The sequence below is a fragment of the Cyanobacteria bacterium FACHB-DQ100 genome (assembly GCA_014695195.1).
In the GTDB taxonomy this organism is placed as follows: domain Bacteria; phylum Cyanobacteriota; class Cyanobacteriia; order Leptolyngbyales; family Leptolyngbyaceae; genus Leptolyngbya.
This window is the reverse complement of the sequence record JACJNW010000034.1, coordinates 116,610-137,094: the sequence shown is the minus strand read 5'-3', so window position 1 is coordinate 137,094 and position 20,485 is coordinate 116,610. Positions and strand designations below refer to the sequence as shown.

General features: G+C 48.1%; 17 protein-coding genes. 13 read left to right on the top strand and 4 right to left on the bottom strand.

Going from position 1 to position 20,485, the window contains the following annotated elements; translation table 11 throughout:
* Nucleotides 1-497: 497 nt before the first annotated feature.
* The 5 genes from pstS to pstB all read left to right on the top strand — a co-directional run bounded on the left by pstS (nucleotide 498) and on the right by pstB (nucleotide 6,170).
* A complete protein-coding gene (gene pstS, locus H6F51_19470) occupies nucleotides 498-1,541 on the top strand; it encodes a phosphate ABC transporter substrate-binding protein PstS (protein ID MBD1824652.1) in 1,044 nt (347 codons plus the stop codon).
* 124 nt (nucleotides 1,542-1,665) lie between these two features.
* The gene (locus H6F51_19465; GenBank protein MBD1824651.1) at nucleotides 1,666-3,459 is read left to right on the top strand and encodes an iron uptake porin; all 1,794 of its coding nucleotides are present in this window, start codon (nucleotides 1,666-1,668) and stop codon (nucleotides 3,457-3,459) included.
* A 72-nt stretch (nucleotides 3,460-3,531) separates the two neighbouring features.
* Nucleotides 3,532-4,491, top strand: a complete 960-nt coding sequence (gene pstC / locus H6F51_19460) for a phosphate ABC transporter permease subunit PstC (protein MBD1824650.1) — start codon at nucleotides 3,532-3,534, stop codon at nucleotides 4,489-4,491.
* Between the two features lie 11 nt (nucleotides 4,492-4,502).
* Nucleotides 4,503-5,378 (top strand): phosphate ABC transporter permease PstA, encoded by an 876-nt coding sequence (pstA, locus tag H6F51_19455; protein MBD1824649.1) that lies wholly within the window; start codon nucleotides 4,503-4,505, stop codon nucleotides 5,376-5,378.
* Nucleotides 5,379-5,381: 3 nt separating this feature from the next.
* Entirely contained in the window at nucleotides 5,382-6,170 is a 789-nt protein-coding gene (pstB, locus tag H6F51_19450) for a phosphate ABC transporter ATP-binding protein (protein ID MBD1824648.1), read from the top strand.
* A gap of 44 nt (nucleotides 6,171-6,214) precedes the next feature.
* Here pstB and H6F51_19445 read toward each other — a convergent pair whose 3' ends face one another.
* A complete protein-coding gene (locus H6F51_19445) occupies nucleotides 6,215-7,519 on the bottom strand; it encodes an SGNH/GDSL hydrolase family protein (protein MBD1824647.1) in 1,305 nt (434 codons plus the stop codon).
* A 355-nt stretch (nucleotides 7,520-7,874) separates the two neighbouring features.
* On the opposite strand from H6F51_19445, the gene H6F51_19440 reads away from it, so the two are divergent.
* The 4 genes from H6F51_19440 (at nucleotide 7,875) to H6F51_19425 (ending at nucleotide 11,133) form a co-directional block, all read left to right on the top strand.
* Entirely contained in the window at nucleotides 7,875-9,149 is a 1,275-nt protein-coding gene (locus H6F51_19440; GenBank protein MBD1824646.1) for a hypothetical protein, read from the top strand.
* A gap of 69 nt (nucleotides 9,150-9,218) precedes the next feature.
* Complete coding sequence (locus H6F51_19435) at nucleotides 9,219-9,818, top strand: helix-turn-helix domain-containing protein (GenBank protein ID MBD1824645.1); 600 nt, start codon at nucleotides 9,219-9,221, stop codon at nucleotides 9,816-9,818.
* Between the two features lie 58 nt (nucleotides 9,819-9,876).
* Nucleotides 9,877-10,476, top strand: a complete 600-nt coding sequence (locus tag H6F51_19430) for a Uma2 family endonuclease (protein ID MBD1824644.1) — start codon at nucleotides 9,877-9,879, stop codon at nucleotides 10,474-10,476.
* Between the two features lie 114 nt (nucleotides 10,477-10,590).
* Nucleotides 10,591-11,133: a DNA starvation/stationary phase protection protein gene (locus H6F51_19425; GenBank protein ID MBD1824643.1), complete on the top strand. Its 543-nt coding sequence runs from the start codon at nucleotides 10,591-10,593 to the stop codon at nucleotides 11,131-11,133.
* Nucleotides 11,134-11,189: 56 nt separating this feature from the next.
* On the opposite strand, the gene H6F51_19420 is transcribed toward H6F51_19425, so the two are convergent.
* Complete coding sequence (locus H6F51_19420; protein MBD1824642.1) at nucleotides 11,190-11,654, bottom strand: GNAT family N-acetyltransferase; 465 nt, start codon at nucleotides 11,652-11,654, stop codon at nucleotides 11,190-11,192.
* A 229-nt stretch (nucleotides 11,655-11,883) separates the two neighbouring features.
* Here H6F51_19420 and H6F51_19415 point away from each other — a divergent pair, with 229 nt between their 5' ends.
* Both H6F51_19415 and secA read left to right on the top strand, forming a co-directional pair.
* Nucleotides 11,884-12,420, top strand: coding sequence for a diheme cytochrome C (locus H6F51_19415; protein ID MBD1824641.1), 537 nt, complete (start codon nucleotides 11,884-11,886; stop codon nucleotides 12,418-12,420).
* 324 nt (nucleotides 12,421-12,744) lie between these two features.
* Nucleotides 12,745-15,843 carry a preprotein translocase subunit SecA gene (secA, locus tag H6F51_19410; GenBank protein ID MBD1824640.1) on the top strand — a complete coding sequence of 1,033 codons (3,099 nt, stop codon included), beginning with the start codon at nucleotides 12,745-12,747 and terminating at the stop codon, nucleotides 15,841-15,843.
* A gap of 74 nt (nucleotides 15,844-15,917) precedes the next feature.
* Here the strand turns inward: secA and H6F51_19405 are convergent, their stop codons facing one another.
* Both H6F51_19405 and H6F51_19400 read right to left on the bottom strand, forming a co-directional pair.
* Nucleotides 15,918-17,102: an NAD(P)H-quinone oxidoreductase subunit H gene (locus H6F51_19405; protein MBD1824639.1), complete on the bottom strand. Its 1,185-nt coding sequence runs from the start codon at nucleotides 17,100-17,102 to the stop codon at nucleotides 15,918-15,920.
* Nucleotides 17,103-17,348: 246 nt separating this feature from the next.
* Complete coding sequence (locus tag H6F51_19400) at nucleotides 17,349-18,242, bottom strand: helix-turn-helix transcriptional regulator (GenBank protein MBD1824638.1); 894 nt, start codon at nucleotides 18,240-18,242, stop codon at nucleotides 17,349-17,351.
* Between the two features lie 84 nt (nucleotides 18,243-18,326).
* Between H6F51_19400 and ureG the strand changes: the two genes are divergently transcribed.
* Complete coding sequence (gene ureG, locus H6F51_19395; protein ID MBD1824637.1) at nucleotides 18,327-18,959, top strand: urease accessory protein UreG; 633 nt, start codon at nucleotides 18,327-18,329, stop codon at nucleotides 18,957-18,959.
* A gap of 181 nt (nucleotides 18,960-19,140) precedes the next feature.
* On the top strand, nucleotides 19,141-20,460 hold the full coding sequence (gene urtA, locus H6F51_19390; protein ID MBD1824636.1) for an urea ABC transporter substrate-binding protein: 1,320 nt from the start codon (nucleotides 19,141-19,143) through the stop codon (nucleotides 20,458-20,460).
* Nucleotides 20,461-20,485 lie beyond the last annotated feature (25 nt).

Sequence of the window (20,485 nt, the reverse complement as noted above, 5' to 3'; positions counted from 1 at the left end):
AAGGTCGGATGGCGCATGAACTAAGGGCAGGATGAGATGTTCTCGCTTTTCTAAACTTGGATCGCAATTTGTGTCCGAAGCATTTCTGCTGTGATACCAGATTGATTTGTGGATGCGACAGATTCTCGCCCCCTAAATTCCCCATGCTGGGGGACTTTGAATATGATCTGTCGCAATCTATGTTTAATTCGGTATGAGATCTAAATCCAAAAGATGCCTACATATTTAAAGTGCCATTTTTGCTTGTTCTACCAGAATGCAAAAGCAACAGTGTCATCATATCAAACTCTGTCCTAAAACGGATTTTTTAGCCGAGCTTTTTGTAGTATCACTGGTATCACTCCGCTATTGCGAGTAGTGTTGCATTTTTATTAACCTAACTTTTAACTAGATTTAATTTTCTGTTATCGTTCTGTTTGCCTTCATTTAACTGCCAGAGTTGTAGGGTTGTTTTTGTTACTTCAATCGACACTTGATCGCGCAAGGACGAGGACACCATGACACTCTCTAGAAAAGCTCTCCGCCGTGGAGCGATCGCGCTGTTTGTGGCAACTGCGATCGCGCTTTCCCCAGTTCTATCGGCGATCGCTCAGTCCAGAGCCACAATTAACGGTGCAGGCGCAACGTTCCCGGCACTGTTGTATGAGCGCTACATCTCGGAATTTAAGAAAAAAGAGCCGAACATTACGGTCAACTATCAAGCGATCGGAAGCGGCGGTGGAATCCGCCAGATGCTGGCAAATGTGATTGACTTCGGTGGCAGTGATGCCGCAATGACCGACGAGGACATGGCGAAAGTTAGTCGCGGTGTCATTTTGGTTCCGACAGCAGGCGGCGCAGTCACACCAATTTATAATGTTCCCGGTGTCAATAGCCTGAAACTTTCGCGGGAAGTGTTACCCGAAATTTTCGCAGGGCGAATTACCAAGTGGAACGATCAGAGAATTGCCAAAGACAATCCTGGAGTGAATCTGCCGAATTCAGACATTAAAACGGTGGTGAGAGCCGATAGTAGCGGCACAACGTTTATTTTCACAAATCATCTTAGTGCGGTGAGTCCTTACTTTAAGGGTCGCGTCGGTGTGGGAACGGCTCCAAAGTGGACAACGAATCCGCTCAGAGGTCGAGGAAATCCTGGAGTTGCAGCGTTGGTACAGAGAACACCAGGTTCGATCGGCTATGTCGAATATTCTTATGCGAAGAAGAACAACGTCGCAGTTGCAGCAGTGCAGAATCAGAAAGGCGACTTCTTGACTCCTTCGATCGAGAACACCAACAAAGCATTGTCTACTGTGACCTTTCCCGCAAACTTCCGTGTGTTTGAGGGCAATCCCGCCGATGGCTATCCGATTACAGGGCTGACCTGGATGATGGTGTACAAACAGTACAACGACCCACAGAAGTCAGAAGCAGTGAAGAAATGGGTTGAATATGTCTTGACTGAGGGACAGAACCTTAACGCAAGCTTAGACTTTACTCGGATTCCGCCTGATGTGGCACAACGGGCACTTCAGCAAGTGAGAAGCGAAGTGAAGCCCTAGAAGGTTTGAACTTAAAGGCTCTGAAACTGCCGTAAAGCCGCTAGAACTTTGCTCTATGATCGATGCGAGTTCTAGCGATTTAGAGCGGCTTGCCCGATTTACTTGTGATGTGAGGATTAGTTCCATGTTTCGCCTATTTTGGTATTCCCTTGTGTTGTCGCCTACATTGATAGGCGCGGTAGCACTTTCCGCGACGGCTCAATCTCTAGGTCAAGAGCGCGTCACTTCAGTCAATGAAATCTGGGCTCAACCTAATGCGATCAAAGGACAGGTGACTTCGGTGTCTCAGTTGTCTGATGTTCGACCTACAGATTGGGCATTTCAAGCTTTGCAATCTTTAGTTGAGCGGTATGGCTGTATCGCCGGATATCCTGACCGTACCTTTCGCGGCAATCGAGCATTAACCCGCTTTGAATTTGCAGCAGGACTGAATGCATGTCTCGATCGCGTCAACGAACTGATTGCCGCATCCACTTCGGATTTGGTGAAGAAAGAAGACCTGACAGCCCTGCAAAAACTACAAGAAGAGTTTGCCGCAGAGTTAGCATCACTGCGCGGAGCGGTGGATAGCTTAGAAGCACGCACCACTACCCTAGAACGGCAGCAGTTCTCGACGACCTCGAAACTGACCGGAGAAGTAATCTTTTCGGTCAGCCAAGCCTTTGGTGCAGATCGAGCCGTCAATTCTGACCAGCAGCGAGTGATTGATGCAGCCCTCACACCTGCGGCACGAGAAGCAGCGCGAAATAATGCAATCACCGGATCGCCAACCAACCCTGATCGTGGAGTTCGCGAGAATACAATTTTTGCCGATCGGGTACGGCTTGCGTTTGATACGAGCTTTACCGGACGCGATCGCTTGAGAACCCAACTGCAAGCCAGAAACATTGCTGCGTTCAGTGGCACCGGGGCGACCGGAATCACAGGCACAAACATGACCCGTTTGGGCTATGACGGCAGCAACAGCAACTCGATCGAGCTTCGACGCTTGGAATATCGCTTTCCGCTCGGCGATCAAACCACTGTATTCATCGGAACGGGAACGAATGACGGCTTAGAGTTTAACGATTCGATCCCGACGCTTAGCCCGTTTGAATCCAGTGGGAGCGGTTCAATTTCGCGGTTCGGTCGGTTCAATCCGATCTACCGCACCAGCACTGGAACCGGGATCATCGTGAACCATCGATTAGGGCGAGAATTTACGCTGGGTAATCAATTCACCCTTTCGCTCGGTTACTTAGTGCCGACTGGAGATGCTCAAGATCCGGGTCTCGATCGTGGATTATTCACCGGAAGTTATGCGGCGATCGCGCAGCTCGTGTATCAGCCAACTCCAAACCTGGGGATTGGTTTCACGTATGCGAATGCGTACTACAACACGGGTTCTGGCGTGACAGGCAGTACCGGGAGTAGTTTTGCGAACAACCCCTTTGGCAGTAACCAAACGATTAATTCGGCTGGAAACGTTCCGACCAGTACGAATCAGTTTGGACTGCAAGCCAATATTCGGCTTAATCCTGGTCTAACTCTGGCAGGTTGGGCAGGGTTGACCGACGCAAGAGCGAGACGCACGATCGGAACTGGAACGACGGTTCGAGAAGACGATCGAGCAACGATCTTCAATTGGGCGGTGGGTCTAGCGTTTCCTGACCTATTCAAGGAAGGCAGCTTGGGTGGAATCATTTTTGGTATGCCGCCGAAAGTAACCAGCAGTGACTTTGGCTTGGCGACACCCACTGCCGTTTCTGCTCGTCGAGAAGATCAAGATTCTTCCTATCATTTGGAAGTTTTCTACCGCTATCGCCTCAACGACAACATTTCGATCACACCGGGCGCATTTGTGATTTTCAACCCAGAAGGCAATTCTGCGAACAATGCGATCTACGTCGGTACGATCCGAACAACATTCACGTTTTAGCTTTCACACCTCACTGCGGGGACACTTCCATTTAGGGTGTCCCTTTCTTTATTCCTCTCAATCTTCAGCATTATGGCAACGATTCCATCTCAGTCGAGAAATATTCCAGAGTCGATCGAGGGCGGGAACACCGCTTGGATTGATTTAGGCTTTACCTGGGGCTTGCGAATTTTATCGCTCAGCGCGATCGCGCTTTTGCTCTGGATGGGCTGGATTATTTTTAACGCTGCACTCCCCGCGATTCGACAATTCGGATGGGGATTTCTGATGCGGCAGGAATGGGATGTAAATCAGCTTCAGTTTGGGGCGCAAACTTATTTATACGGAACGATCGTCACTTCTGCGATCGCGCTTTTATTCGCAGTGCCGATTGGAATCATGGTGGCAATTGTCACTAGCGAGAAATTTCTGCCGGGATGGTTGCGATCGACGTTAGGATTTTTGATCGAATTGATTGCCTCGATTCCCAGCGTGATTATTGGCTTGTGGGGCATCTTCGTGCTGATTCCATTGATGAAACCGATTCAATCCGAATTACATCAACAATTGAGTTGGATCCCCTTATTCGGAACTGATACCTTTGGCCCCAGTATGCTGGTGGCAGGAACTATTCTTGCGGTGATGATTTTACCTACGATCGCTGCAATTAGCCGAGATGTAATGTTAGCGATTCCCCAAGATTTACGCACCGCATCTCTTTCACTAGGGGCAACTCGTTGGGAAATGATCACAACTGTATTAATTCCAGCAAGTCTATCGGGAATCATTGGCGCGATCATGCTGGCGTTAGGACGGGCATTGGGCGAAACAATGGCAGTAACGATGGTGATTGGTAATTCGGATCAAATCAGCTTATCGTTGCTAGATGCAGGAAATACGATTCCGTCAATTCTTGCAAATCAGTTTCCCGAAGCATTAGACGAATTGCATATTGGAACGTTAATGTATTTGGCGTTAATGCTGTTTGCGTTAACCCTAGTAATTAACATGATTGCAAATTCGATCGTCAAAACATTCGGCTTAAAACAATAGATTTTAGAACAATGAATGCAGAGCAACCGTTAACGAAACCCCTATCGCTCGATCGCCGGATTTTTAGCCATGCGATGAGCGCGATCGCGGTTCTTTTCACAGCACTTGCACTCTTGCCGCTCCTCTCGGTTTTGCTGGAAATTCTGCGTCAAGGCTTACCGAATCTGAAGTGGGAAGTGTTTACAAATCTACCTGCCCCGGCTGGCGATACCAGCGTTGTCAGTGGATTTGCGAATGCGATTCAAGGAACAGTGCTAATGGTGAGTATCGCAACGGCTTTTAGTATTCCGTTTGGAATTGCGATCGCTATCTATCTTGCTGAAATTGGTAAATCTGGTGCAATTGCTCAAACAGTCCGGTTTGTGTTGTCAATTCTGAGTGCAGTTCCTTCGATTGTGGTTGGTGTATTTGCTTACGCTGTGATCGTTCTCGCTACAATCTTTGGCTATCGCGGATTCTCAGCATTAGCGGGGGCGTTTGCGCTAGCGGTAATTATGTTACCGATCGTCGTTCTCTCGACCGAAGAAGCTTTGAAGCTTGTTCCCAATCATCAACGATTAGCCTCAGCAGCACTCGGTGCCAATTCAATTCAAACGGTGTTTAAGATTGTATTGACAACCGCATTACCGAGTATCACAACCGGAGTATTGTTAGCGATCGCTAGAGCCTCTGGTGAAACCGCTCCGCTCATTTTCACGGCCTTGTTTAGCCAGAGTTGGGTCGAGGGTCTTCTTAATCCTGCACCTTCGCTCTCGGTGATGATCTACAACTATTCGAGTTCTGCTTTTCCCGAACAAACTCAGCTTGCTTGGACAGCTTCACTGGTGCTGCTCGGTCTTGTGACTGTCACCAATCTTTTGTCTCGTCTGATCACCCGGAAACGTTAACCTATGACTTCTACTTCTCAGTCCGAACTTGCGCTTTCAGCCCAAAATATGGATGTGTTTTATGGCGATCGTAAAGCCTTATCGTCCGTCTCGATGGCGATTTATCCCGGACAAGTCACCGCGATTATTGGTCCGTCCGGCTGTGGTAAATCAACCTTTATCAAAGCGCTAAATCGGATTGGCGAACTCGAAAGCGAGATGCGAGTGAAGGGACAGGTGCAATTTTTTGGTCAAGATATCTACAGTCCTCGCGTCAACCTGAATCGACTGCGGCGGCAGATTGGCATGGTGTTTCAAAAGCCAAACCCATTCCCCATGAGCATTTACGATAATGTCGCCTATGGGGTGCGGGTGTTTAGTCGGGTTTCGCGATCGCGTCTTGATGAAATCGTTGAAACCGCGCTTGCAGACGCAGCCTTGTGGAATGAGGTCAAAGATAACCTGAAAAAATCAGCCCTCAGCTTATCCGGTGGACAGCAACAGCGGCTCTGTATTGCGCGGGCATTGGCAGTGAAGCCGAAAGTTTTGCTAATGGATGAACCCTGTTCGGCGCTTGATCCGATCGCCACCATGAAGATCGAGGAATTAATCAACTCATTGCGGAAAGAATTCACGATCGTCATTGTCACCCACAATATGCAGCAAGCGGCGCGAATTAGCGATCGTACAGCCTTTTTCAGCACCGACGAAAGCCGCATCGGTCAACTGATTGAAATTGACAATACCGCTAAAATTTTTAACGGTGCAGCCCATCCCCGCACTCGCGATTATGTCGAAGGGCGATTTGGGTGAGCCTTAGCCCGTCTTGGCTGCAACGCCCTTATACAGATGAGCGGTCAAGAGGGCGGAACATTTCCTCCGGCGTAAGGCTTGGGCTGGACGTGTAGCTTCGGTACGATCGCATCATACAATCGATTCGAGATTGCACCATTCGCACTATCGGTTAAGTGAATTGCATCTTGGAACACTTCACCCTGAGTAGAATTCAAGCCCTCAACGAGATTCAGCGTTGAAATTCCAGGTGTATCACGCTTCACTTGCTCGATCGCGCCTTGGAGCTTGCCGTAACCCGCTTGAATCTGCTGGGGATAGCGCGATCCTAACTGATCCAAAATCTCTTTTTCCCGTCCGGCAGGCTTTCCGGCGCGAGTAGACACTTCAGGCTGAAGCGCAACAAAGAGCGGAATTTTAGCAGCCGTCGCCAGACGTGAAACCTGTTGAAGATTATGGCGATAGCGATCGGCGCGGCGTTCTAGTTCTTTAGTATCCGTCGTTAATCGCTCTTGTACAGGGTCTTCAACCGGAGGAATTAGCTGCTTGAATGCAGTATGAGGGCGAAATATCCAGTATTGAATCCCCTTCACTAAATAGAATTGCTGGAAGAAATCGTTAATTTGATTGCCCCAGCTTGTCATCAAATGCCGAGGCGCACTTTCTAACAGCGCTTCTACTTGGGGAACATCCACCCCATCCTGAACGCTGGGAAGCAGCAAATCAGAGTAGCCATTGATCAGGACGATCGCATCAGGTTGGCAAGGCAACACCTCAAACGCTAATTGTGCTAACTCATTGCCTGACGCATATCCCGGAACGGCTGCATTAATCACGCGATAGCGAGTTTCTCGAATTCGGGGCGGCAGTTTCAGTGCCTTTTCTAGCTCATCGGCAAAATAGGGCAGCGTATCGGGGCGAAACTTATTCGGGTTGGCTTTTTGGGCGGACACTTGTTGGTTGAGACGGGATTCAAGCTGAGCCGCGATCGTCGCTTGATTGTTAGAGCTGAGTTGTCCAAACGCCGCTGAACCGCCAAGCAGGAAGATTCGCACTTCATCTTTAGGTTTATCGGGGCTGATTGGCTGATCGGCTCTAAAGCCTTGCTCATTAATTTTCCAGGCTGAATTTTGCTGATTGCCAACGAGCCGATAGCCCAGAACAGGGCTGCGTTTTACAGTCAGTTGTCCATGATCTGGAAGTCCATCGAAGGGGTTTCCCTGCTGATCGAGAAACTTGAGCCGGTAAGCTGTGAGATTTAGGGGTTCGCCTTCAAAGGCGTTTAATTCTGCGGTTTTTCCTGTAGCGCCCACAATTAGACGCAGCAACAGTTCTAGCCCCACCAAAGCGAGTGGAATCGACAGAAAAATCCACCGTTTTGGAAACGCCTTTTTCTTCTGATATAGCGAACGGCTAGACCAGGAAGACTTTCGGCTATGCCTAAAAAACATTGACAATTTCCTCTTTCTACGATCGCACTAGGTTACTTAGAACTCGTATTAAACCCGATAGATGTACCAGAGTTGAACATTTAGAGCAGCACCCATTCGATGATTGACGGTTAAAGTTGATTCGATCTCACCTGATGATTTTTCAATACTTTAAGACAGAGTTCAAGTCTGTCTGCAAAACTGCACAGCTTTAGATATCGGTTTCAAATTCCTATTACCATACAATGAAGTCGCACCGAATTTGCTGATATTTTGGAATCTTTGAATAAGATTTGTGGTTGACAAGTTGATCGTCAAATCGGGAATTCTAGCCAGGAAAATGAGTGGACTTCCCGATATGAGTGAGTTAACGCTTGAGCAATGTTATGCGCTATTAGAGTTAAGTCCGGGAGCCTCGATCGTTGAGGTTGATGCTGCCTACTCGAAAAAGGCATTGGAGAAAATACAGCAGGGTGCAAAGCAAGAAAAAGCTCTGCTCAAAGTTGCTTATGAGCAAATAAAAGAGCATCTCTACGAAACGGCTCATCAATCTGAATCAGACTCTTTAATGAATCAAATTGTAGAGTTTATACAGCGCCTCCACCCGGAGCCGTTCCATGTCAAGATTCAAGCTGACACACTTCAAATCTTTTTCAAAACTAATTTAAATCATGACTATGGCAACCAAATTTATCAGCAGATCCGCACCTTAGAGCTACCTGAAATTACAACGATCGTGATCTATGGAATGCGATCGTCAAGGCTCGTAAGTTGGAAAAAACAGTTCACGATCAATGCGGTTTCTCCGGAGGATTGTGATCCGTATTCATTCAAGAATCGTTATGTGTTGCTTTTAGCGTTTCCGGTGGCGATCTGCTCTGCAATTCTGTTTCAATCACTTGGCTTCACAAAATTATTGTTATTTCCATTACAGCTTTGGGTGCATGAAGTCGGTCATGCCACAGTCGCTTGGTTTTCTGGACGACGCGCTTTACCGCTACCGTTTGGTTGGACAAGTGTGTTGCTAGAGCGATCGCTATTTGTTTATTTTGGCATGCTGCTGCTGTTGGGCTTACTGTTCTGGGCAGGTTGGAAAGAGAAAAAGCGATCGACAATGTTGTTTGCGGTGATTTGTGCGATCGTACAGTTTGTGATGACCTGGATACAGACGGCGGATCAGTTTGAGATGTGGCTTGCCTTTGGTGGCGTGGGTGGTGAGTTTTATCTCAGTGCTTTAATGATTGCTGGCTTTTATTTTCAACTTCCGAACGATTGGCGATGGGACTTTTGGAGATATCCCTTAATTATCGTCGGCGCGAACACATTCTGGGGAGCCTTCTCAATGTGGCAGGACATCCAGAAAGGCACACGCTCAATCCCTTGGGGGTCGCTTCTACTCGGAGAAGATATAGGTGATATGAATACACTCAGCGAAGTGTACAACTGGAGCGATAAAACAATCATCACAACCTACAACACTTTAGGCAATGTTTGTTTGATTGCTTTGATTAGTCTTTACGTCTTTTTCTTGATCAAGCATCGTCGCTGGATTGTTGGTGCCTTCGGCTAGTGCTTCGCACAGTGATCACCAGCAAACCACTCTGATACAGTGAAAGCAAGATGTTTGATCGCGCCTCATATGACCGACTACACGCCAAAAATCCGAGAATTAATGCGATCGCGTAACCTCGCTACCTTTCGAGCCTTGCGCGATCGTACAGGTCTGACCGAAAAGCAGCTTGCCAAACTGCGGCAGGGTCAACTGCAACAATTACGTTTAGAAACACTCACACAATTTGCAGCACGCTTAGAGATTTCTTTGAGTGATCTGCTTTCATTGTTTGATCTGATTCCAACGAACACCCTGCAGAAAGAATACGATCGACTCCAAATTCAACTAACAGAACAACGCGAAACATTACTACAGGACTTCCAACAATCTAGCCTGCAAACCTTAGAACCTTGGTTAATCCAATGGTCGGCAGCCGCTTATGCAGCCCAACAAAATCCTCAAGCGCCTGCGGTGAAGCTTCTACCATTGTTGCGCCCGATCGAACAACTGCTACAACAATGGGGCATTGAGCAAACTGCGATCGTTGGTTCTGAAGTTCCTTACGATCCGCAGCAACATCAACTCATGGGCGGTGCGGCTGAACCTGGCGATCTGGTTCGCGTTCGGTATGCGGGGTATCGACAGCACGATCGACTGTTGTATCGCGCCAAAGTGAGTCTGATTTAACAGTACAGAAATTCTACTCCAGAATAAACTTATCCCAATAGCATCCAGGAGTCGCACGATGGTGCAAACCAAGCGCAAATACACCGTAGAAGAATACTTAGAAGCCGAGGCGCAATCTGATGAGAAACAAGAATACATTGACGGTGAAATTGTTCTGATGTCGTGTGAATTTCCAAATCACAACAAAATTACAGGCAATCTTCACACTGAGTTAAATGTTGCTCTAAGGAGTTCACCTTACGGTATTTTTGTAGCGGCTCAACGATTGTGGATTCCTAAAAAGCGAATTTATACGTATCCAGGCATTATGGTCGTCGCTCAACCTCTACAACTTCAACCAGGTCGGCGCGATACGATTACAAATCCTTGCTTTATTGCAGAAGTATCATCTAAATCAACTCATAGCTATGATAAAGACGAGAAATTTACTGCTTATCGCACTATTCCAGAGTTTCAGGAATATCTATTAATTGATCAATATACAATTCATGTCGAACACTATGTCAAAAGCGACGATCGACGCTGGATTTTAGTCAATTACGACGATGAAAATACCGAAATCTCACTTTCGTCTGTCCCCTGTCAATTTGTAGTATCTGACCTCTACAACAAAGTCGATTGGACTGAGCCACAAGAAGAAGCAAGCGAACCCACCTAAAACACTCTGAAGACGGAATTGACAAACCCCTCCTTCCTTCCTTCGACTGATGCCCCCATAACAGAAATTTGGTGAACTAGCAGAAGAAACCCGATAAGGTAAAAAGTGATTGTCATGCGTAAAATTAACATCGGCTTAACTGACGAACAGCGCCAAGGCGTATGCGAAATGCTGAACCGCGACCTGGCAGATGAAAACTTGCTTTTGATTAAAACAAAGAAATATCATTGGGATGTCACAGGCCCTGAATTCCGCTCCCTGCACCAAATTTGGGAAGAGCAGTACACCATCCTAAACGAAGCGATCGACCAACTTGCTGAGCGCATTCGTCAATTGGGCGAATACCCGGTTGGAACAGCGGCTGGCTTCATCCAATACGGCTCACTTCAAGAACATACGGGTGAAGTTCCTCCTGCCTCAACCATGGTCGAAAACTTGGTTGACGATCACGAGACAATTATCCGCAACTTGCGCGAACACATCGATCGTTGTTCTGAAGAGTTCCACGATGAAGGAACGGCTGACTTCCTTACCGGAATGATGGAACAGCATGAAGAAATGGCATGGATGCTGCGATCGTTCATTCAAGGCAAGCGCGTTGAATCCGACAACGTAACCCCGAACGAAGTGAAGTTCCCCGCAGGTGTTGCAAACTAACTTCTAAGTTTGTGAATATTCGCCCCCAGCGTTCTAACAACACTGGGGGCTTCGCTTTACCTGCCAATATCACATTCGACTTCAGGTGCAGGAGTCGGCAACACTAATGGCTGATTGAAATACACCATTGTGGTTGTCTGATTGATCTCAAATCCGATCCGCTTATAAAACTCTTGCTGATTCGTCGTCATCAAGTACAGCCGCTCGACCTTTGATACGTGCGGATGACTCAATACAGTTTGCACTAACTTGCGTCCGAGACCTGCTCCCTGATAATCCGGATGCACGACGACATCCCAAATCGTAGCGCGGTAAACTCCATCCGAAGTCGCTCTCGCAAATCCAATCAGACGATCGTGATCCCACGCCGAAATCACCGGATCACTATTTTTAATCGCGATCGCTAAATCTTCGAGCTTGCGATCACCCGCCCAAAATGCCGCAACTTGAAACAAAGCCTGAAGCTGAACCAGATCGACCTGACTTTTGCGATCGCAAAGCTGAACGTGACTGCAATCCATCGTGAAAATTCCTGAAGTTGAAGGTGAGGTTGTGTGTGATCGAACAGGGATCTCTGACGATTCTCATGCCGATCGCACTTTGACCGCAGAAATCTTCTCGATTATTCTATGAATTGCTTAGAGATCACATCGCACTGATGTTAGATTCCGAAACAAATTAAGTCCAGCATAAGTCGATGTCTCTACAGCAGAAAAACAAACTCACCCGGATTCACGTCAGAATCACCGTATGCCAAACTCATCTCAGTCTAAACCGCGTCGGATTCGTAGGCGTTCTCCGGTCATTCTCATCCTGATTTTGCTGATTTGGAGCCTAATTTTAGGCTGGGGACTGGCTCAAGCTGTAGAAAAACCTCAATCGGCCGAAATCGGAACCGTTGATGTCGTTTCAGGCAATCTCCAGCTTGCCCAGCAAACGTATCTCCAAAACTGCGCGACTTGTCATATTGGCATTCCTCCCGCCGCTTTCCCAACCCAAACCTGGCGCGAATTGCTCCGAGACTCGCAGCACTATGGCGCAACCCTGACTCCACTGGTTGAGCCGGAACGATCGCTCGTCTGGACTTACCTCAGAACCTTCTCTCGCCAAGCCCTCGAAGACGAGCGCATTCCTTACCGTTTTGGCGAATCGAAACCATTTAAGCTTCTGCATCCGAAAGTTGGGATTTCGCGATCGATTTCCCTCTCTAGCTGCGCCACCTGCCACCCCGGAACGAATCAGTACAACTTCCGTAAACTCACCCCAGATTGGGAAAACGCACCTTAAATTTGAGGTGCTACTCTGAGCGATAAGCAAAGTAGCACAGAAGCTTCAAGGACAACGGCTGCGACATTACATCAAGTTGACCGGATTAAGCGCGATCGCAAAGCGTTGAGCGTAGAACGTCCTGTAGAAGTTGCCACTTTTACCTAAAGATCCTCTCACCACTCGCGAATTACGGTTTTCCCCGATGCCATTGCCCGTTCAGGTTTCGATCTGAGTGATAGGATTGGAATACCTTTATCGGGATCGGAATAAATGTGCAACTCTGCACGTTTTGGTCGATCGCACCCCCACACCCACATTCAGAAGCTCTGATTTTCCCCTGTCATGCTTAAATCTCTCCTGGGCGACCCCAATCAACGCAAGCTCAAGAAATACAAACCCCTGGTCAATGAAGTCAATCTTTTAGAAGAAGAGATTGAGCCGCTCTCAGATGACGCATTGAGAGCCAAGACCACTGAATTCAGAGAGCGACTCGCCAAGGCAAAGAATAAAGACGAAGAAAAGCAAATTCTCGATGACATTCTGCCGGAAGCGTTTGCGGTCGTGCGTGAAGCGGGCAAGCGGGTCTTGGGAATGCGGCACTTCGATGTGCAGCTAATCGGCGGTATGGTGCTGCACGATGGACAAATCGCTGAAATGAAAACCGGGGAAGGAAAAACCCTAGTTTCGACGCTGCCTGCTTATCTCAATGCGCTGTCTGGAAAAGGCGTTCACGTCGTCACGGTGAACGATTACCTGGCAAAGCGCGACGCGGAATGGATGGGACAAGTTCACCGCTTTTTGGGCTTGAGCGTGGGGCTAATTCAGCAGAACATGAGTCCGATCGAGCGTCAGAAAAACTACGCTTGCGACATCACTTACGCCACCAACAGCGAATTAGGATTCGACTACCTGCGCGATAACATGGCGACTGCGATGGAAGAAGTCGTGCAGCGTCCGTTTAACTACTGCGTCATCGACGAAGTGGATTCGGTGCTGATCGATGAAGCCCGGACTCCGTTGATTATTTCGGGTCAAGTTGAGCGCCCGACTGAGAAATATATGCAGGCGGCAGCAGTGGCACGATCGCTTAAACGCGATGATCATTACGAAGTCGATGAGAAGCAGCGTAATATTCTGCTCACCGACGAAGGGTTTATCGCCGCAGAACAAAATCTGGGTGTTTCTGACTTATTCGACCCGAATGATCCTTGGGCGCACTATATTTTTAACGCAATCAAAGCAAAAGAACTGTTCATCAATGATGTGAATTACATCGTTAGAAACGGCGAAATCGTGATTGTAGATGAATTTACCGGACGAGTCATGCCGGGTCGGCGGTGGAGTGATGGACTGCACCAAGCGATCGAAGCTAAAGAAGGAGTCGAGATCCAAAACGAAACTCAGACCTTAGCGACAATCACCTATCAAAACTTCTTCTTGCTTTATCCGAAGCTTGCGGGGATGACCGGAACCGCGAAGACCGAGGAAGCGGAACTTGAAAAAATCTACAAGCTCGAAGTCACGCTGGTTCCAACTAACCAACCGCGCCGCCGGATCGATTTGTCGGATGTAGTTTACAAGACCGAAGCAGGCGATCTGAAAGTGTTTGCGCGGGAATGTGCAGAAAAATCGGCTCAAGGTCGTCCCGTTCTCGTTTGGGCGATGAACCTAGAAGCATTGAGTAATCTGTCTCAATTGCTTGATGAACAAGGACTTGCCCATAATCTCTGTCCGGGTCTACCTCAAAGCAGCGATCAAGCGAGAGAAATCGTGCGGCAAGCGAAACATCCCGGCATGATTACCGTGACCAACAGTTACGAAGTTTACCGGATGATTCGTCAAGCGGTTCCTGAAGGTGAAAACGGACTGTTTGTGTTAGGCATCACCGGAAAATGGAGCGCGATCGCGCTTGAATGCGAGGAAATGCACCGCACCGGTCGCCCAGTCCTGGTTGGAACCACCAGTGTTGAGAAGTCTGAACTACTGTCTCAACTGCTGCAAGAATTGAACGTTCCTCACAACTTGCTGAACGCAAAACCAGAGAACGTAGAGCGGGAATCTGAAATCATCGCTCAAGCAGGTCGGACAGGCAAAGTGACGATCGCCACCAACATGGCAGGACGCGGAACCGACATCATCTTGGGCGGTAATTCCGATTACATGGCGCGTCTGAAGATCCGCGAATACTTCATGCCGCGAATTGTCGAGCCAGAAGACGACGATGATTTTTCGGGGATGGGCTTTGGCGATTCGCGAGGCGGCGGACAAGGCTTTGAACCCGGACGCAAGATCAAAACCTGGAAAGCGAAATCTGATATTTACCCGACCGAACTTTCTCAGGAAACGGAGCAGGCATTGAAAGATGCGGTTCACTTCGCGGTGCAGCAATACGGGGAACGCAGTCTGCCAGAACTGGAAGCCGAAGACAAAATCGCGACCGCAGCCGAAAAAGCTCCCACGAACGACCCGGTAATTCAAAGCTTGCGGGAAGTGTATAAGCGGATTCGTGTGGAATATGATGCCTACACCGATCGCGAACACGAAGAAGTTGTGAAACTCGGTGGACTGCACGTCATTGGAACAGAGCGCCACGAATCGCGGCGGATTGACAACCAACTGCGGGGACGAGCCGGACGGCAGGGCGACCCTGGATCAACCAAGTTCTTCCTCAGTTTGCAGGATAACTTGCTGCGGATTTTCGGGGGAGATCGAGTTGCGAACATGATGAATATGTTCCGCGTTGAGGAAGATATGCCGATCGAGTCGAAGATGCTGACGCGATCGCTCGAAGGCGCTCAGAAGAAGGTGGAAACCTACTACTACGACATCCGGAAGCAGGTGTTTGAATACGACGAAGTGATGAATAATCAGCGTCGAGCCATCTACGCTGAACGTCGTCGAGTGCTAGAAGGACAAGATCTCAAAGAGAAGGTGATTGAATACGCAGAACGCACGATGGATGACATTGTGGAAGCGTATATCAATCCCGAACTGCCGTCAGAAGAGTGGGAACTCGACAAGCTCTTGAGCAAAGTGAAAGAATTTGTTTATCTGCTGAGCGATCTCGAACCCAAAGATCTTGAAGACATGAGCCTGGGTGAGCTGAAAGCGTTCTTACACGAGCAGGCTCGAATTGCTTATGACCTGAAGGAAGCGGAAGTCGATTCTGTGCAGCCGGGATTAATGCGTCAGGCAGAACGATTCTTTATTCTCAATCGGATTGATACCCTGTGGCGTGAACACCTGCAGTCAATGGATGGCTTGCGTGAGTCTGTTGGGTTGCGGGGTTACGGACAGAAAGATCCGCTGATTGAGTATAAGAGCGAAGGCTATGAGTTGTTCTTGGAAATGATGATCAATATTCGTCGGGATGTGGTCTACTCGCTGTTCCAATTCCAGCCGCAGCAACAACAGCCACAGGTTGAAGTTGAAGTCGTTTAAAGCGTATTGATAGCAAAGACGATCGCAGTTCTCAAACCGCGATCGTCTTTTTTGAGCAGATTTGCTTGATGAATTTAACGATCGACCGATCCCATAACCAAATCGATGCTCGCCAAAATCACAAAAATATCAGCAACTTTACAGCCTTGAATTAACTGAGGCAGCAATTGCAGGTTGTTGTAATCTCCGGGGCGAATTTTCCAACGCCACGGAAACACATTGTCATCGCCAATGATAAATATTCCCAGTTCACCTCGCCCCGACTCTACTCGAACATAGTGTTCGCCTTTGGGGATTTTGAAGGTTGGCGCGATTTTTTTGGCAATAAATTGATAGTCGAACCTATTCCACTCGGATTTTGCTCCGGATTCGATTCGTTTTACTTCTAGGTTTTCGTAAGCTCCACCTGGTAGCGCCTTTAGAGCTTGCTTGATGATTTTGATCGACTCTCGCATTTCTCGGATTCGCACCGCGTATCTAGCAAAACAATCGCCTGCCGTTTCCCACTGAATCTCCCAATCTAATTCGTCATAGCATTCATAGTGGTCAACTTTGCGTAAGTCCCATTTCACACCCGAAGCCCGTAACATTGGTCCTGTCACGCCCCAATTGATTGCGGTTTCGCGTGTGAGGATACCAACGCCCTCTGTGCGTCGTCGGAAGATTGGATTATCCGTCATCAATCGTTCGTACTCATCCAGAGTTGGCGGTAGATAGTCGCAAAAGTCCGTACATTTATCAACCCAACCGTAGGGTAAATCTGCTGCAACGCCTCCCACACGGAAATAGTTGTGATTGATCATGCGATAGCCTGTGACGGCTTCAAACAAATCGAGGATGAGTTCACGATCGCGCAGCGTCGGAAAAAATAATGCTTGTGTGCCTACATCGCCGACAAATGGACCTAACCACAGTAAATGATTCACAATGCGAGTGAGTTCCAACATGATCATCCGAATGTAACGGGCACGTTTCGGAACTTCGATCTGCGCGAGCTTCTCAACTGCATTCACGGTGACAGCTTCGTTAAACATTCCACCGTAATAGTCCCATCGGCTCGTATAGGGAATAAACATCGTCGTGGTGCGGTTTTCAGCGATCTTCTCCATGCCGCGATGCAGATAGCCAATCACGGGTTCACAATCGACCACATCTTCCCCATCTAACGTGACAATGATCCGAAAACAACCGTGCATTGCTGGATGGTGAGGTCCCATATTGATCACCATCGGTTCTGTTTTGGTTTCGATCCAGCCCATAAGTCGAACTCCTGATGTTTATTCTGATACCGAATCAATTTATTAATGCGACAGATCCTTCGCCCCCTAAATCCCCCATACTGGGGGACTTTGAGAATCCGAAACAGATTGGGCTTGAAGTCCCCCACGCGTGGGGGACTTCAAGGGCTTCCAAGATCTGTCGCACTCAAAAATCAATTTGATATGACTATCAAAAATTGAGGGTGCGATCGTCTTGTAGATTCTTCCGCTTTTTGTAAATTCTTCCTATGAGTTTTGAATCATTTTTGGTGTGATACCCAATAGCTTTTTACAGTGCCGATGCAAGTGACTTTGATCCACAAATCCGACCTGCTTTGCAACTTCTGCGATCGGTAATCTTCCTGCAATGAGCAATTCCTTTGCCCGCGCCACTCGCGCCCGAATCACGAACTGATGCGGTGTCACGCCAGTCGATTGTTTGAACAACTGTAAGAAATAGCGCGGACTCATTTTTGCGATCGCAGCAAGTTCACCCAAGCTCAAATCTTGATCTAAATGAGCCTGTATATAATCGACAACGCAACGTAAACGGGATTGAGATAATCCGTTTGTATAGTCTCGAATTAAGGGTCGTTGTGCTGAATAATGCTGTAGGAGATGAACGATGAGCGCATTTGATAGTGATTCAGCATATAAGCGACTTGCGTTGCCATCACGCTCTAGAACCGTTTTTAGGGAGAGTCCAATGTGATAGACCAGCGGATCATTCAACGCGAATTGCGGTAATAGTTCAGTTTGATCAGTCGCCTCATCAACAGCTTGAGCAAGCTTAATCGAATCAAATCCAAAGAACATCACGCCACCCCAGTCAAACCAGCGGCTTCGACAACCGATCCGGGCGGGAACCAATACCATATTGCCGTTCGCGACCTGTTCCCGATGAAACTTGCCATCAATCGATCGCTCTGCAATCTGTGACTGATTGGTATGCGTAAAAATTGCTAACGTATGCTGCAAAGAAAAAACTTCAGTCGTTTCTCCGGGCGGCATATAGTCATAGCCAAAGCAAATTCCATCCCACCCTGCTGCAAGACTTGTCAGTTGAGGCGATCGCGCAAAAATTCGCCGATAGCCTGCCTCTCCTTCTCTTGCAAAGTCGATTGTGAGTGCATTGCTCATAGCGCTAACTTAAGAGTTTCTTTCACCGTAATCCAAAGCGATCGTGATAAGTCATTAAGATCAGCAAAATTTTAAGAAACTCTCATGACACACACTCTGGTTTCTACTGCCTTTCGCGTTGGAATTGCGGGACCTGTGGGTTCTGGTAAAACCGCACTCGTTGATGCACTCTGTAAAGCAATGCGCGATCGCGCTCAAATCGCGGTTGTCACCAATGATATTTACACCCAAGAAGATGCCAAGTTCTTAGTGCGATCGCAAGCACTGACTCCCGATCGCATTCTCGGAGTTGAAACCGGGGGATGTCCACACACAGCAATCCGTGAAGATGCGTCGATGAATTTAGCTGCGATCGACCAGCTTGAGCAGCGATTTGAGAACTTAGAATTAATTTTTGTCGAGAGCGGCGGAGATAACTTAGCGGCAACCTTTAGCCCTGAATTAGTTGACTTGAATATTTATGTGATTGATGTTGCAGGCGGCGACAAAATCCCCCGCAAAGGGGGGCCTGGAATTACGAAATCTGATCTGCTTGTAATTAACAAAATCGATCTTGCTCCCTATGTGGGCGCAGATTTAGACGTGATGGAGCGAGATGCAAAACAAATGCGGGGAGAAAAACCGTTTGTGTTCACAAATCTCAAAACTCGTGTAGGACTAGATAGCGTGATCGACTTTGTAGCAACCTACGCAGGGATGAACTTGAAGCAAAAATAACAAAACAATCCTTAAAAAGTAATCTTGTATACAATTTCCCGAAAACCCAAGCCCTAGTATTTCAGAGTTATTACTTAAAGCTTGAAACCGCGATGATTCTGCGACTCGCTCCTCCGCAGAAGCAATCTCGATTGGGATTGTTGATCGCCTGAGCTTGGATCAACTCACTACACCTTTGGACATGACAAAATCATTTGGACGGCGCGAATTTATTATCCTTGGCTCTACGGCGGCAGGAAGCGTTCTGTTAAAGTCTTGTGGCGCTCCGCCTCAAACGGGAACAACGTCTGCCAATGCTCCCGCAGCTTCTCCCGCAGCCAATACGACTGCATCAGGCAACACGATCAAAGTTGGTATTCTGCACTCGCTGTCTGGCACGATGTCGATCTCTGAGAAGAGCGTCGTCGATGCAGAACAACTCGCGATCGAAGAAATCAACAAAGCGGGCGGTGTGTTAGGTAAGCAAATCGAAGCCGTCGTCGAAGATGGCAACTCCGATTGGCCTACCTTTGCTGAAAAAGCGAAGAAATTGATCGATCAAGACAAAGTAGCAACGGTGTTTGGCTGCTGGACTTCTGCCAGCCGTAAAGCGGTTCTGCCTGTGTTCGAGTCGAAAAAGCACTTGCTTTGGTATCCGGTGCAGTACGAAGGACAAGAATGCTCGAACAATGTGTTCTACACGGGCGCGGCTCCGAACCAACAAATTGAGCCTTCGGTGGAATGGCTGCTGAAGAACAAAGGTAAAGACTTCTTCTTGGTGGGTTCAGACTATGTGTTTCCGCGCACGGCAAACACGATTATCAAAGCCCAACTTGCAGCATTAGGTGGCAACACCAAAGGCGAAGACTACATTCCGCTCGGTAACACCGATGTCAAACCCGTAGTAGACAAGATCAAGCAAGCTCTGCCGAACGGTGGCGTGATCTATAACAGCTTGAACGGTGACACCAACGTTGCCTTCTTCAAAGAACTGCAAGCCTCTGGCTTGACTCCAGATAAGTATCCGTCAATGTCGGTCAGTATCGCAGAAGAAGAAGTCAAAGCGATCGGGGTCGAATACTTGAAAGGACATTACGCCGCTTGGAACTACTTCCAAACCGTAGAAACACCCGCCAGCAAGAAGTTTGTCGAAGCATTCAAGGCAAAATACGGCAGCGATCGCGTGGTCAACGACCCGATGGAAGCGGCTTACATTATGGTTTACCTGTGGAAGCAAGCGGTCGAAAAAGCCGGAACCGCTGACGATCTTGCAAAAGTGAAAGCCGCCGCTTACGGTCAGACCTTTGATGCACCGGAAGGCAAGGTAACAATGAACTCGAACCACCACTTGTCGAAGTTCGTGCGGATCGGTGAAGTTGCACAAGACGGACTCTTCAAGATCGTATCCGAAACTAAGGATGCGGTGAAACCTGTGCCTTGGAACCAGTTTGTGACAGAAACGAAGGGCTTTGCGTGCGACTGGTCTGATCCGGCGAAGGGCGGAAAGTTTAAGACCACTTGATGAGTGGGGAGTAGGGAGTAGGGAG

Bases quoted from the DNA above. Each gene is read 5' to 3' on its own strand.
- pstS (MBD1824652.1), top strand. From the start codon at position 498: ATGACACTCTCTAGAAAAGCTCTCCGCCGTGGAGCGATCGCGCTGTTT.
- H6F51_19465 (MBD1824651.1), top strand. From the start codon at position 1,666: ATGTTTCGCCTATTTTGGTATTCCCTTGTGTTGTCGCCTACATTGATA.
- pstC (MBD1824650.1), top strand. From the start codon at position 3,532: ATGGCAACGATTCCATCTCAGTCGAGAAATATTCCAGAGTCGATCGAG.
- pstA (MBD1824649.1), top strand. From the start codon at position 4,503: ATGAATGCAGAGCAACCGTTAACGAAACCCCTATCGCTCGATCGCCGG.
- pstB (MBD1824648.1), top strand. From the start codon at position 5,382: ATGACTTCTACTTCTCAGTCCGAACTTGCGCTTTCAGCCCAAAATATG.
- H6F51_19435 (MBD1824645.1), top strand. From the start codon at position 9,219: ATGACCGACTACACGCCAAAAATCCGAGAATTAATGCGATCGCGTAAC.
- H6F51_19430 (MBD1824644.1), top strand. From the start codon at position 9,877: ATGGTGCAAACCAAGCGCAAATACACCGTAGAAGAATACTTAGAAGCC.
- H6F51_19425 (MBD1824643.1), top strand. From the start codon at position 10,591: ATGCGTAAAATTAACATCGGCTTAACTGACGAACAGCGCCAAGGCGTA.
- H6F51_19420 (MBD1824642.1), bottom strand. From the start codon at position 11,654: ATGGATTGCAGTCACGTTCAGCTTTGCGATCGCAAAAGTCAGGTCGAT.
- H6F51_19415 (MBD1824641.1), top strand. From the start codon at position 11,884: ATGCCAAACTCATCTCAGTCTAAACCGCGTCGGATTCGTAGGCGTTCT.
- secA (MBD1824640.1), top strand. From the start codon at position 12,745: ATGCTTAAATCTCTCCTGGGCGACCCCAATCAACGCAAGCTCAAGAAA.
- H6F51_19405 (MBD1824639.1), bottom strand. From the start codon at position 17,102: ATGGGCTGGATCGAAACCAAAACAGAACCGATGGTGATCAATATGGGA.
- H6F51_19400 (MBD1824638.1), bottom strand. From the start codon at position 18,242: ATGAGCAATGCACTCACAATCGACTTTGCAAGAGAAGGAGAGGCAGGC.
- ureG (MBD1824637.1), top strand. From the start codon at position 18,327: ATGACACACACTCTGGTTTCTACTGCCTTTCGCGTTGGAATTGCGGGA.
- urtA (MBD1824636.1), top strand. From the start codon at position 19,141: ATGACAAAATCATTTGGACGGCGCGAATTTATTATCCTTGGCTCTACG.